The organism is Candidatus Chlorohelix allophototropha, from assembly GCF_030389965.1.
Lineage (GTDB): Bacteria > Chloroflexota > Chloroflexia > Chloroheliales > Chloroheliaceae > Chlorohelix > Chlorohelix allophototropha.
Genome location: NZ_CP128399.1, coordinates 1,710,313 through 1,723,675 on the forward strand (window position 1 = coordinate 1,710,313; position 13,363 = coordinate 1,723,675).

The following is a 13,363-nucleotide window of genomic DNA, read 5'->3' on the forward strand; positions in this document are numbered from 1 at the left end:
TACGGAGTGAAAAATGTTCGATACACTGAGCGATAAATTAGAGGGCGTATTTAGAGGGCTGACCGGGCGTGGTAGCATTTCGCCTGAAGACATCAAAAAGGCGATGAATGAGGTGGAACGCGCCCTCATCGAAGCGGACGTAAACTTGCGGGTCACTCGCTCCTTTATTGCTGCCATCGAAGAAGAGGCGGTAGGTGAGAAGGTTCTTAAAGGCTTAAATCCGGGTCAGCAGGTCGTTAAAATTGTAAACGACAAACTGATTGAGGTTTTAGGTGGTGAGAACGAAAAGCTTATAACTTCACCGCAAGCTCCTACTATTATTATGATGGTAGGCTTACAGGGTAGTGGTAAAACTACCCATGTGGCAAAACTGGCGCGTATGTTGCGAAAGGGCGGCAAACGCCCCTTGATGGTAGCTTGCGATACCCAACGCCCTGCCGCCGTTGATCAGCTTCAAACACTCGGTAAGCAACTCAATATACCCGTTTATAGCGAAGGTACTGAACCGCGTCCGCCCGAAATCGCCAAACGCGCGCTTGACGCTGCCCGTAAGGGTGGTAATGACGTAATCATTCTTGATACCGCCGGACGTTTGCAGATTGATGATGCCCTGATGACCGAATTGGAAGAGGTAAAGGGCAATACCAAACCGCACGAAATTCTGCTAGTGGTAGATGCCATGACCGGGCAGGAATCGGTTAATGTGGCGGAGGAATTTAATCGGCGCGTGGGCTTGACAGGTGTTATCCTCACCAAAATGGACGGCGATGCACGCGGTGGTGCGGCTCTTTCGGTAAGGGCAGTTACCGGCGTACCGATCAAGTTTATGGGTACGGGCGAAAAAACCGATGCTATCGAGCCGTTCTATCCCGATCGTATTGCCAGCCGTATTCTCGGCATGGGCGACATCTTAACCCTCATTGAGAAGGCGCAGCAACAATTTGACGAAGCAGAAGCCCAAAAACTTCAGGATAAAATGAAGAAGGGCAGCTTTGACCTTGAAGATTTTGTAGACCAATTGCGCAAAATCCGCAAAATGGGTTCTTTGAGCGGATTGCTAGGCTTATTACCCGGTGTTGGCAAGCAAATGAAAGAATTGCGGAATGCGTTGGAAACACCCGAAGCTGAACGCGAACTAAGCCGCACCGAAGCCATCGTTATGTCCATGACTAAAAATGAGCGGCATAACCCTGACTTGATTGATTCTAGCCGCCGAAAGCGTATTGCTAAAGGTAGTGGTGTACAGGTATCGGATGTCAATAACCTGTTGCAACAGTTCCGCACTATGCGTCAGATGATGCGCAGCATGGGTAAAGGCGAAATGCCAAACATGGGTGCGATGATGGGCGGCGGGGGTGGTGCTGGCGGCGGTTTTGGTGGCGTGAACTCGCGCAAGAGCAATCAACCCAAGCAGGTTGATCCGTTGGCTGCTTACAAGAGTGGAAAACCCGGTGGTCCGCGCCCTACCAAAAAGAAGAAGTAAATTTTTGCGAAGTGAGAGTATTTCAGGCAGGGGGTTAAACCCCTTGTCTTTACAGCGAGAGAGGTAATAGACGTTGACCGCGACTGATAACAATATGACTCCGGTGACTGAGTGGGTCTCTGTTGATCAAGTAGTTACTGAATTAAGTAACCGCCGTTATGTGATTGAGCGAAGCCTTGCCACTGCGTTATTTCTTGCTTTGAAATTAGGAAAACCGCTATTGCTGGAAGGTGAAGCAGGAGTCGGTAAAACCGAGGTTGCTAAAGTCCTTACCGAAGCGATGGGAGCGCGTTTGATACGCCTCCAATGCTATGAAGGTTTGGATGTGAATAGCGCGGTGTACGAGTGGAACTATTCTCGGCAAATGCTGCATATCCGCATGCTGGAACTGGAAGCTGATGAAACCTTACGCAAGGAAGGCGCGAAAGAGCTTTTCAGCGAGGAGTTTTTGATAAAACGCCCCCTGTTACAAGCGTTGGATAGCGTAGATGGTAAGCCCACCGTTTTATTGATAGATGAGCTAGACCGCGCCGATGAAGAATTCGAAGCATTTTTGCTGGAAATTCTCTCCGATTTTCAGGTAACCGTACCGGAAATAGGCACAATTAAAGCGGAACGCCCGCCGGTGGTGATTATTACTAGCAACCGCACTCGCGAAATTCATGATGCTTTGAAACGCCGTTGCCTCTATCACTGGATTGATTACCCCTCTCTCGAAAAAGAATACCGGATTTTGCTGGCGAAAGTGCCGAATGCCCCCGAAACGCTGGCGGAACAGGTAGTTTCATTTGTTCAGGAGTTGCGAAAAATCGAATTGTACAAACTACCGGGCGTGGCAGAAACGCTGGATTGGGCAACCGCGCTTACAGCTTTGGATCAGCGCGACCTTGAGGAGAAGGTAGTTGAGGAAACCCTCGGCGTTATCCTGAAATATCAAGAAGATGTTGACAAGCTCAAGGGCGAAAAAGTACGCGCTCTTGTGCAGCGGGCAAAACAGACTCGCAAGTAAACATGGACGAGCTTATCGTTCGGTTGGTGCGAACCGTCAATATTATGAACGGGGATAACATAGCATGCGAGCCAAGAGAAAAGCCGATAGAGGGCATCATCTCAGAGATGTAACGCATAAAGTCGAAGATACTACCGAGAGTGGCGTTATTCCAGCATCGCTAATGCAAGGCTTAAAGGGAATAGATGAAGGCAATATTCCACTGCTGATTCCGCGTCTGCTTGAGCATTTCCTAACCGAACAGGGTATTTACAGATCGAGCATGACACCGTTGGAAGCGTGGATAGCGTTGAAAGTTTACCACGATAATATGGAGAAACAAGGGGCTTAAGCCTCTTGCCTGAAGTTCAAGGTTATAGATGCTGAACGATGAAGTAAGACAATTTAGAGCGCAGTATGTCAATAGGGGTCATGGACACCTTTTTCATAATCTGCTGCTTTTTTGTAGAATTTTGCGCGAGATGGGTCTGGATGTAAACCCGACTCGCACCATTGATTTGCTGCGAAGCCTTGAATTTATCAACCTGAAGAACAAACAGGATTTCTATGAGGTAGGCAAAGCCATTATGCTGCGCCATAACGATGAGCAGCCGATTTATGATTATGTTTTCCAGATGTTCTGGCGTAAGTGGCCCACCAAAGAAGAGCTTGAAAACCCGCTGAACGATTTGCCACCCGAATATTGGGGCGATAAAAAAGAACCGGGGCAATTGCCAAAGAATCCAAACCCTGAGCGGGAAGATGCCAATAAAAATAAAGAAGGGCAGGAAATCGATCAGGGCAAAATGAGTCGCAAAGTCAGCGAAGATGAAGCGGACGAAAACGCGCCTGAAGATGAGCAATTGCTGGATAGAGAACAAACTTACAGCGCCAGCGAAATTCTCCAATCGAAAGATTTCCAGGATTTTTCGCAGGAAGAGTTACAAGAAGCCAAAAGACTTTTGAGCGAATTGCGCTGGAAACTCAGTTTGCGCGTGTGCCGCCGCTATGCTCCTTCGCGAAATGGAAATCGCTTTGACGGACGACGTACCGTGCGAAAAGCCTTGCGCTTTGGGGGCGTGCCACTAGAACTCGCTCGCAAGGAACGTAAGCAAAAACCGCGCCAACTGGTTTTAATCTGTGACGTTAGCGGCTCAATGGATTTGTATTCGCGCTTGTTGCTCCAATTCATGCACTCGCTGGAAAACGGCTTGCGCTATGTGGAAACCTTCGTTTTTGGGACGCGCCTAACCCGCATTACCCACGAGTTGCGCAACAAAAATGTAGATGAAGCTTTGCTTAACGTTTCAAAAGTGGTCAAGGATTGGGCAGGTGGTACTAAAATCGGCGAGTCGCTGGAAACGTTTAATGTGCATTGGGCGCGGCGGGTATTAGGACACGGCGCAATCGTGATAATTATCAGTGATGGCTGGGACAGAGGCGGTGTGGATATCTTGCGGCGCGAGATGGCACGCTTGCAACGCTTGAGCTATCGTCTAATCTGGCTGAATCCTTTGCTGGGTTTGCCGGATTACCAACCGCTAACCGTGGGCATCCAAGCGGCTTTAGACTATGTGGATGATTTCCTACCTGCCCATAATTTCAAAAGCATGCGTGAACTGGGTATGTTGCTAGAGAGCCTTTCTACCGCGCAACGCCCTGAGCGCAAACAACATTTCGCCAAGCCTTTGATGGCAAAACGTTAGGGATTCTAAAATGTATTCAGCCGAGATAATTCTGGAACAGCGTACACGCGCACTAAGTGAAATCAACCTTAACGGGTTTGGGCAACGCCATCAAGGAAAAGTACGCGATTTCTATAGCTTGCCGGGTAACCGCCGCTTGTTGGTGACCACCGATCGCCAATCGGCTTTTGACCGGATTCTGGGGCAAATTCCTTTCAAGGGGCAGGTATTAAACCAGTTAAGCCAATTCTGGTTTGAGCAAAGTAGCGATATTCTACCAAACCACATGCTTTCCGTGCCCGACCCGAATGTAATGTTGGCGCGAGAAGCGCAAATGTTCCCGGTGGAAATTGTGGTGCGCGGTTATATGACAGGCGTAACCGATACCAGTATCTGGACGATGTACCAGAAAGGTTCGCGCCAGATGTACGGTTACAATTTCAAGGATGGAATGTACAAAAACCAACCATTAGCTACTCCAATTATAACTCCCACCACCCATGCCGAATTGGGCGGACATGACAAACCGCTTTCTCGCACTGAAATTATCGAATCTGGTTTGGTGGCAGAAGAAATATATACCCAAATTGAAGAAAAGGCGCTGGCATTATTCGCTCGTGGGCAAGAACTTTGTGGCAAAGGTGGCTTGATTCTGGTAGATACAAAATACGAATTCGGCTTGATTGATGGTCAGGTAGCAATTACCGATGAGGTGCATACCCCCGATAGCTCGCGCTTCTGGATAGCGAGCACTTACGAGTCGCGTTTGGGGCAAGGACAAGAGCCGGAAAACTTTGATAAAGAGCTTTTACGACTGTGGATGCGTAGTAAAGGTTTTGGGGGTGATGGCGCACCGCCTGCGCTGGACGAAGATATTATCGCTCGTTTGAGTCAGCGTTACATCGGTTGCTACGAGCGGATTACCGGACGCGAATTTGAAAGCGACCTGACACAGCCTGTAGCCGAACGTATCAAGGCTAATTTAGAAGGGTTGGCGTTATAGGTGAGAGTTATAAAACGACAGGGGGCTGCCTGTGACTAAGCGCGTAAAAATCGGCGCGCTCATTGGAAATGGCGGGCGCTTAAACGCAATCTGGGAAGGCACACGGCAAGCGGATTCGCTGGCAGAATTAGCGACGGTTATCACTTTCAAGAAAAACTCGCCGGGGGCGCAGTGGGCTAGAACCCAAAATATTCCGACTTATACCGTACGTTGGCCCGAGTTCAGAGATGCTGGCAAGCAACGGGCTGATTATGATCTTTATATTGCCGAATTGCTTAAATATTGCGGGGTGGAACTGGTAGCTATTGCTGGCTGGGGCTTGATGCTTACCAAAGAATTTCTGAACGAGTTTCCGAATAGAATTATCAATGTACATCCTGCCCTTTTATCAGACTCGCTTGAGGCATCTATTCGCACCCATAGCGGAGTTTCGATTCCGGTATTTCGCGGCAATCACGCGCTGGAACTAGCGTTGGCGGCAGGGGTAGAAACAACTGGTTGTACCGTCCATTATGTCACCGAAGAAATGGATTGTGGTCCCGTTATTTTGAGGCGTGAAGTAGCGATTCGTGGCGGCGATACCCTCGAAACTCTGGCAGACCGCGTACACCAAGCCGAAGATGCAATTTTGCCACAGGCTATTAATATTGCTTGTGCGCGGATTCTGGATGATAAGAACCAATCCGGTGCATTGGGTTAAAACCGATTTTTCATACTTTGTTGTAACTGTGCTCTTTTTAAGAGCGTGGGGCTTTCCTGCGAAATTTCACCAGTTAGTTTCTGATTCTTGACCCCCTTAAATTAGTATTGCTATGATAGCATCTTCGAACTCATTCCAACGTTTTAATTAATAGCTTAACCTTGCGGGTTTAGCTTTTTACCCCGCAAATTGAATACTAATGTGAATTTGGACATATCTATAAGGCAAACGTCTTGGTATTATAATTAATAATAATTATAATTTGTTAGATTCGTTGGAGAGTGAGTGACGGGTTTAAATGCCAAAAGTCGGTGATTATCATATATGTATAACCGGGCTAGATGATAATTTTTACCCTTCAATTGAAAAATCGGTTCAACTGATAGATTTTCTTGATTTTGGTATGTATCTGGACGGCCCGGATAATGAAACTTCAGCTTTTGTACGTATCCCTTACCGCGATACCAAGCAATGGGCGGAGTATGTGCGTGTAAGTTCTGAACATCCTGTCAAGCGTTTGCGCCGTCGCTATGTTTATTTACTCCATTCCCCTATCGCTCTAGATCAACCTTATAAATATTATAATGATTTACTTCAAATCATTGAAGGTATTACTCCCCGCGATGCCGGATTTATTGCCTCACTGGGGAAAGGCACTAGACGATTACTAGATATTTTACATTGTCCGATTCCCGGTGAAAACCGACGTTGGATTCAACAGGTAACAGTTCACCTAATTCGGGGATACCATCCGGTTTGGCGTAGGGTCTGGAACTCGGAAGAAGGGCGCAAAGAGTGGGAACTATCGGCTGTAAAGGGCTTCAATCTGATGCTGGTTTGTAAACTTGACCCCCGGATCGATGCATTTACCCTCGAAGAATACCTAGAAGTGCTGCGCTTAAAACATGAATTCCGCGAATTTCTGGTAAAAATTGGCAAGACTATTGGCTATCTTGATTTCGAATTGCTAGGAGAGGTTTCAAACTAGGTGGATTTAATCCAACCGGACTATAGGGTAATTGCCCGTCAATTAATCCGTGTTTCTGCCAGAGTACAACCCGGTGAGGCAGTTACAATTTTGGGGCGTGCCGATAGCTTGGAATTTTGTGAGGCTCTAGAATTGGAATGCCGGAGAGTCGGAGCGCTGCCCTTTGTGGTGGTAGGCAGCGATTCGGCGTTACTCGCGGCGCTTTCCGACCCTGATGTAACATTGGAACAGCTTGCTACTTCTAGCCCACCGCTTTTAGCCGCTTTAAAAGCTTCTGATCTGGTTATTACAACCTTTTTTGAGCGTGCAAATCCTCTTGCTTTTCACCCACCCCATATATTACCTGAACGAATCGAGGCGCAGCGTCGAAGTGAAGTAGCGCCTAGCGATATTATATTTGACGGTAAGCGGCGTTGGTTAGGCACAGAAATACCCACCCCGGCTCAAGCTGAAGCTTTGGATTGTCGGTGGGAAACTTTACACAATAATTTTTGGAGAGCTATGCAAGCCGATTATGTAGCAATCGGCGCACAAGCAGAGCGGGTGAAAGCGCGTCTAAATGGGGCACAGGAAATCAGGATTTTTGCCGATAACGGCACTGCATTGACTCTCAAAATCGGTGGTCGTCCACTCGAATGTGATGACGGTATTATTTCAGAGCAAGATATTCTGGATGGGGCGTTGTATTTGAATATGCCTTCGGGTGAGGTGTGCTTTGCCCCTCCGGAGTATTCGGCGCAGGGTAGGGCAGTGGTGGAAGTGGCTTTTTGGCAAGGTAGAGTGGTACGCGAACTGGTGCTTGATTTTGAAGATGGTTGGGCAAGCGCGATTTCTGCCGCAGAAGGGCTGGAACTTTTTCGGGAGGTTGTGGCTGGAGGTGGTAAGGATGGGGCGCGGTTGGGCGAGTTTGGAATTGGGCTAAATCCTGCAATTGAGCGGGTGATAGGGTTTACCCTTTTAGACGAAAAAATTTATGGGACGATTCACCTCGCTCTGGGTGAAAACCGCCCGTTGGGAGGCACAAATAACAGCCAAATACATTGGGATTTGGTATTACCGAAGGTAACAGTATTGGTGGATGGGCTTCCCCTGTTGCAAGATGGCAAACTGCTGGTATAATTCTTTGCGCTACTGTTACTCAAAGAAACTATCAGGGGAAGTGATATTGGTTCATAAAAATTATAGAAGTTTATTATTTTTCGGGTTACTGGCGCTGTTAGCCGGGTTGTTTGCGGCTTGTGGCGATGAATCTCCTGTGGCTACTCTTACGGTTGCAGCCTCGCCAACTTCCGCTCCTACGATTACTCTAGCTCCTTCTATGGCAACGGCTACCGCGATTGTGCTGCCTACTATTACCCCATCGCCTTTACCTACCGCAACGCAAGTTCCTCCAACTGCCACCCCTACTATTGCGCCAAGTCCAACCCCTGCAGTTCCGGTCAAGCCGATAGCGCAAAAGGCGCTGCTTGAGCCGATGAGTTGGGAATCGCAGAAGTGGAATAATTGCGGTCCGGTGTCGGCGATGATGGTTTTGAGCTATTACGGTATTAAAAAGACTCAGGACGAGTGTGCTACTGCGCTCAAACCGGCAGAGGCTGATAAAAAAGTACGACCTGCCGAATTAGTGGATTTTTTGACCACTAACGGGGTGAAAACTCTGATTGTAGAGAACGGGAATCTTGATACTTTGCGAAAACTATTATCAAATGGGATTCCGGTTATCACTCAATCATGGCTTAAGCCTGATGATGATATAGCGCATTACCGGGTGATACGTGGCTTTGATACGACAAAGGGTACCTTTATTGTAAATGATTCGATGTTTGACAAAGCTTCGGTGTCGGTTGAAAATGCGCTAGAAGATACGCTTTGGAAAGCCTTTGACCATCGCTTCTTGCCTGTGTACACTGCCAAGAGCGAACCGTTGGTGAAAGCTATACTAGGGGTAGATTTCGACAGTAAAACAAACCTGACCCGCGCTTTAGCGGCAGCCGAGAGTTTTCTCGATAAGAACCCGCGCGACTTGGACGGACTGCGTAATGCGGGCTACCTTAGGGCTACCAGTGGAAATTACGAAGGGGCGTTACAAATCTGGGATAGGATTGTGGCGCTTGGACCTTACGGGCGATTCCTGTGGTATCAGATGTGGCCTTTGGAGAGTTTGAACAAGTTGGGGAAATACCAGCAGGCGTTGAAAATGACGGATGAAATATTGCAGCAAGCGCCGGTCTATTCCGAGGCGCATTATGAACGAGCCGTTGCGCTGGTAGCTTTGAATCGGAAAGATGAAGCTAAAAAAGAACTTAAGCTCTCGCTGTTAGACGGGTATTACCAACCCAGTCGCGATTTGTTGGATAAATTGGGCGGCTAACGGTGGTTATACATCCGCTATTAACCCACTTTCCGATTGCGCTATTGCTGGCAGGCAGCCTTACACTGGTTTGGCAAACCGTGACTCATAAAGAAAATAGCGCAATCGTGCCTTTTGTAGATGGGGCGCTAGGCTTGGGTTATGCCGGATTGTTAATGACGGTTGCCACCGGCTTGTTCGATATGCAGAACAGCCCGAAAACAAATGCAAAGGAAGGCTGGCTATTATTTGCGGTGCTGCACATAATCGCGGGAGTTTCGCTGGTACTGGTGTACGGTATAATGCTTTTCCGACGCTTTGTATCGCTGGCAGCCGATTCGAAAGATGAGGAAATCAGGAAAGTTGATCAGCTTGCGCTGGTATTAAATATTGTTGGTATAATTTTGCTGGTAGCGGTAGGCTGGCTTGGCGGTCACATTGTATATGAATACAGGGTGGGAATAGGCTAAAGCGGTTCCCCTGATTAATCTTATTCTAACATTGTGCAAATTGCGGATTGTACAGGCTTTTAGCCGGTGCTATAATTATAAATGGTACATAAACTAGAAAAGAAGGCTGGATAAATGCTTACTGTTGATAAAAACGCACTTGAGACCGAATTCGATGTAATTATAGGCTTAGAAACACATATTCAGCTAAGCACCGCCAGTAAAATGTTTTGTTCATGCAGCGCCGATTATGCCAACGCTGCTCCAAACAGCCATACCTGCCCCATTTGTCTTGGAATGCCGGGTGTATTACCGGTAATAAATTCCAAAGCTATCGAATATATCGTAAGATTCGGATTAGCCTTGAATTGCACTATTCCAGAATACAGCAAGTTTGACCGCAAAAATTATTTTTACCCTGATTTGGTAAAGGGCTATCAAATCAGTCAGTTTGATTTGCCCGTATGTGTCAACGGTTGGGTTGATATTGAGGTAAACGGAGAGATAAAGCGCATCGGGATTACCCGCGTACATCAGGAAGAAGACACTGGTAAATTGGTGCATATGGATACCACTGAAGGCGAAAACTACTCGCTGGTGGATTACAACCGTTGTGGTGTACCTTTAATGGAGTGTGTAAGCGAACCTGATATTCGAAGCGCAGAGGAAGCGCGAGAGTACCTTACCAAATTGCGCCAAATTGTGCGTTGGCTTGGCATCGGCACCGGCAATATGGAAGAAGGTGCAATGCGCTGTGATGCCAATATTTCGATTATGCCCAAAGGCTCGAAGCACTGGGGTACTAAAGTCGAAATAAAGAACATGAATAGCATCAACAACGTGTATGAAGCTATTAAATTTGAGCTTAAGCGGCAGGCGCATGAATTAAAATCAGGTCGCGTAATTACGCAGCACACACGGGGTTGGGACGAAGAAACCGCCGAGACTGTTTTCCAACGCAGTAAGGAAAACAGCAATGATTACCGCTATTTCCCAGAACCCGATTTACCGCCGTTGCAATTGGTACACACGTATATTGAAAATATTCGCGCCAGCATGCCTGAAATGCCAGACGTGCGTGGTGCAAGATTTATACGCGATTATAGCCTGAGTCCGTATGATGCCACTTTACTCACCAGTGACCGCAAGTTGGCAGATTGGTTTGAAGAGGCGTTGGGCGCGTCAAAAACAGCTTCCAGAGCCAAGCTTACCAGCAACTGGATTCTCAACGAGTTATTCGCTCGCTTGAAAGAAACCGGAACCGAATTGGCGGAGACTAAAGTTAAGCCGTCTCAATTAGCCGATTTAATCGGTTTGGTAGAGCAAGGTACTATAAACAATACTTCTGCCAAGGTAGTTTTCGAAGAGATGTTTGCCACCGGAAAAGAAGCGGAGGCAATCGTCAAAGAGAAAAACTTGGCACAAATATCAGATGAGGGAACAATTACGGCAGTCGTAGGAGAGGTTATCCAGAATAACCCTAAAGCCGTAGCCGATTATAAAGCAGGCAATCCCAACACGCTGAACTTCCTTATCGGTCAGGTAATGAAAGCTACTCGCGGCACAGCTAATAAAGATGTGGTGCGGAGGCTATTAGAAGATAGGTTAACGTAGGAACTTTATAAACGCTTGTACCATTGGGGCGCAACGTGGCGTTCCTACTAGTTCACACTCAATGGAGAGGTGAAATCTATGACGACTGAATATTCGGCGAAAGTACAAAACCCCTATGAGATAGCCAAAAAGCAATTAGAAATTGCTGCTGACTATCTCGGCTTGGAATCAGGCATCCGCAAGGTTTTGATGCACCCCGCTCGCGAGTTAACCGTTAGTTTTCCTGTTCAGATGGACGACGGGAGCATCGAAGTTTACACCGGTTTCCGAATCCAACATAACCTCGCTCGTGGTCCTGCAAAAGGCGGTATCCGCTATCACTCACAAGTTTCACTTGATGAAGTACGCGCGCTATCTATGTGGATGACTTGGAAGTGTGCGGTCGTTAATATTCCTTTCGGTGGGGCTAAGGGCGGTGTCATAGTGGATCCTAAGAAACTGAGCAAGCGGGAACTGGAACACCTCACCCGTCGCTACACCACCGAAATATCTCTGTTGATCGGTCCTGAAACCGACATCCCCGCCCCGGATGTTAATACCAATTCACAAACGATGGCATGGATTATGGATACTTATTCCATGCATAAAGGCTATAGTGTAACGGCTGTAGTTACCGGCAAACCCCTGAATATCGGTGGCGCAGAAGGGCGCAACGAGGCAACAGCACGCGGCTGCCAGTATATTATCCGTGAAGCCACTAAATTGAAGGGCATGGATTTGGCTAAATCCACAGTTGTAGTGCAGGGCTTTGGCAATGCTGGAGCAATTGTAGCACGCCTACTATCCGAAGATAGTGCAACTATAGTGGGAGTGAGTGACTCACAAGGCGGTATTTACAATCCAAAGGGATTGGATGTACGCGCGGTGATGTCTTTTAAAGGCGAACATGGTACGGTGGTGGGTTTCCCCGGTGCCCAAGTAGTATCGAATGAAGCCTTGCTGGAACTGCCCTGCGATATTCTGATACCAGCAGCGTTAGAAAATCAGCTAAACGGCGATAATGCCAAACGTGTAAAGGCGAAAATTATTGCTGAAGCTGCAAACGGACCAACTAATCCCGATGCCGATAAGGTCTTTTTTGAACGAGGCATTATGGTATTGCCGGATATTTTGGCAAACGCGGGTGGCGTAACGGTCAGTTACTTTGAATGGGTACAGGACTTGCAGAGCTTTTTCTGGACTGAAGCAGAAACCAATAATCGCTTGCAACAGATTATGGTACGCTCTTTCAATGATGTACTGCGGCTGGCTGAACTGCACAAGGTAGATATGCGCACTGCCGCATACATTCTGGCAGTTGGTCGGGTGGCTGAAGCTACCAAGACGCGGGGAATTTATCCTTAATCCAGTTATATCTTGGGGAAGGCGCGGGGGTAACCCCACACCTGCATACAGGTTTTAGTTAGATTAATCCGACATTGCCGGGCAACACCAGTAATTTTACCGGTTTGCTCGGCATTTTTATTTCAAGAGGTGAGGCAATGCACTTACAGGGTCACTTTGGGCTTTTTGATGACCAGCCGTTGTATCTTCCATTACAAGATGCTTCGGTAATTTATTATGAAAGTTTTTTCCAAGAGGTTGCTTGCACCCGTTATTTCCGTGAATTGCGCGAAGGCATTGAATGGAAACAGGAGGTATTACGGATGCCTTCGGGAAATGTGCTTCAACCGCGCCTAACTGCTTGGTATGGAGAGGAAGGCAAAAGCTACACCTATTCCAGTTTAACCCTAAATCCAAATAAATGGACAACGGCGTTACTCGAAATAAAAGAGAAAGTAGAGAGTGTAGCGGGCATGAGTTTTAACAGTGCCCTTTTGAACCTGTACCGGAACGAAAAAGATAGCGTTGCTTGGCACAGCGATGATGAGCGTGAATTGGGAATAAATCCGGTGATTGCTTCGGTTAGTTTTGGGGCTATCAGACGTTTTCGGCTAAAGCATAAAAGTAATCCCGCACTGACTTATCAGTTGGAGTTGAAAAATGGCAGCTTGTTGCTAATGCAAGGTACAACCCAGCACTATTGGAAACATTGTGTGCCAAAAGAAACCTTCTCTTGTGGGGAGAGGCTAAATATCACTTTTAGAGTGATTGTTTAAGGTC

At 47.3% G+C, this 13,363-nt stretch carries 13 protein-coding genes; all 13 read left to right on the plus strand.

The features are described 5' to 3' along the window. Positions 1–13: 13 nt before the first annotated feature. Positions 14–1,483: a signal recognition particle protein gene (gene ffh / locus OZ401_RS07375; protein WP_341467580.1), complete on the plus strand. Its 1,470-nt coding sequence runs from the start codon at positions 14–16 to the stop codon at positions 1,481–1,483. A gap of 94 nt (positions 1,484–1,577) precedes the next feature. Next, positions 1,578–2,492, plus strand: a complete 915-nt coding sequence (locus OZ401_RS07380) for an AAA family ATPase (RefSeq protein WP_341469861.1) — start codon at positions 1,578–1,580, stop codon at positions 2,490–2,492. A 64-nt stretch (positions 2,493–2,556) separates the two neighbouring features. Then, positions 2,557–2,823: a hypothetical protein gene (locus OZ401_RS07385; RefSeq protein WP_341467581.1), complete on the plus strand. Its 267-nt coding sequence runs from the start codon at positions 2,557–2,559 to the stop codon at positions 2,821–2,823. Positions 2,824–2,851: 28 nt separating this feature from the next. Next, positions 2,852–4,177 (plus strand): vWA domain-containing protein, encoded by a 1,326-nt coding sequence (locus OZ401_RS07390; RefSeq protein ID WP_341467582.1) that lies wholly within the window; start codon positions 2,852–2,854, stop codon positions 4,175–4,177. A 10-nt stretch (positions 4,178–4,187) separates the two neighbouring features. After that, positions 4,188–5,159 (plus strand): phosphoribosylaminoimidazolesuccinocarboxamide synthase, encoded by a 972-nt coding sequence (locus OZ401_RS07395; protein WP_341467583.1) that lies wholly within the window; start codon positions 4,188–4,190, stop codon positions 5,157–5,159. 31 nt (positions 5,160–5,190) lie between these two features. Beyond that, complete coding sequence (locus OZ401_RS07400; RefSeq protein WP_341467584.1) at positions 5,191–5,859, plus strand: formyltransferase family protein; 669 nt, start codon at positions 5,191–5,193, stop codon at positions 5,857–5,859. Positions 5,860–6,157: 298 nt separating this feature from the next. Then, a complete protein-coding gene (locus OZ401_RS07405; protein WP_341467585.1) occupies positions 6,158–6,847 on the plus strand; it encodes a hypothetical protein in 690 nt (229 codons plus the stop codon). Continuing rightward, positions 6,848–7,966 carry an aminopeptidase gene (locus OZ401_RS07410; RefSeq protein ID WP_341467586.1) on the plus strand — a complete coding sequence of 373 codons (1,119 nt, stop codon included), beginning with the start codon at positions 6,848–6,850 and terminating at the stop codon, positions 7,964–7,966. A gap of 46 nt (positions 7,967–8,012) precedes the next feature. Beyond that, positions 8,013–9,218: a C39 family peptidase gene (locus tag OZ401_RS07415; protein WP_341467587.1), complete on the plus strand. Its 1,206-nt coding sequence runs from the start codon at positions 8,013–8,015 to the stop codon at positions 9,216–9,218. 2 nt (positions 9,219–9,220) lie between these two features. Next, a complete protein-coding gene (locus tag OZ401_RS07420; protein ID WP_341467588.1) occupies positions 9,221–9,667 on the plus strand; it encodes a DUF2231 domain-containing protein in 447 nt (148 codons plus the stop codon). A 114-nt stretch (positions 9,668–9,781) separates the two neighbouring features. Then, complete coding sequence (gene gatB / locus OZ401_RS07425) at positions 9,782–11,260, plus strand: Asp-tRNA(Asn)/Glu-tRNA(Gln) amidotransferase subunit GatB (RefSeq protein ID WP_341467589.1); 1,479 nt, start codon at positions 9,782–9,784, stop codon at positions 11,258–11,260. Between the two features lie 78 nt (positions 11,261–11,338). Then, positions 11,339–12,604 (plus strand): Glu/Leu/Phe/Val family dehydrogenase, encoded by a 1,266-nt coding sequence (locus OZ401_RS07430; RefSeq protein ID WP_341467590.1) that lies wholly within the window; start codon positions 11,339–11,341, stop codon positions 12,602–12,604. A gap of 137 nt (positions 12,605–12,741) precedes the next feature. Next, positions 12,742–13,359 (plus strand): alpha-ketoglutarate-dependent dioxygenase AlkB family protein, encoded by a 618-nt coding sequence (locus tag OZ401_RS07435; protein ID WP_341467591.1) that lies wholly within the window; start codon positions 12,742–12,744, stop codon positions 13,357–13,359. The last annotated feature ends 4 nt before the right edge of the window (positions 13,360–13,363 follow it).

Bases quoted from the DNA above. Each gene is read 5' to 3' on its own strand.
- ffh (WP_341467580.1), top strand. From the start codon at position 14: ATGTTCGATACACTGAGCGATAAATTAGAGGGCGTATTTAGAGGGCTG.
- OZ401_RS07380 (WP_341469861.1), top strand. From the start codon at position 1,578: ATGACTCCGGTGACTGAGTGGGTCTCTGTTGATCAAGTAGTTACTGAA.
- OZ401_RS07385 (WP_341467581.1), top strand. From the start codon at position 2,557: ATGCGAGCCAAGAGAAAAGCCGATAGAGGGCATCATCTCAGAGATGTA.
- OZ401_RS07390 (WP_341467582.1), top strand. From the start codon at position 2,852: ATGCTGAACGATGAAGTAAGACAATTTAGAGCGCAGTATGTCAATAGG.
- OZ401_RS07395 (WP_341467583.1), top strand. From the start codon at position 4,188: ATGTATTCAGCCGAGATAATTCTGGAACAGCGTACACGCGCACTAAGT.
- OZ401_RS07405 (WP_341467585.1), top strand. From the start codon at position 6,158: ATGCCAAAAGTCGGTGATTATCATATATGTATAACCGGGCTAGATGAT.
- gatB (WP_341467589.1), top strand. From the start codon at position 9,782: ATGCTTACTGTTGATAAAAACGCACTTGAGACCGAATTCGATGTAATT.
- OZ401_RS07430 (WP_341467590.1), top strand. From the start codon at position 11,339: ATGACGACTGAATATTCGGCGAAAGTACAAAACCCCTATGAGATAGCC.
- OZ401_RS07435 (WP_341467591.1), top strand. From the start codon at position 12,742: ATGCACTTACAGGGTCACTTTGGGCTTTTTGATGACCAGCCGTTGTAT.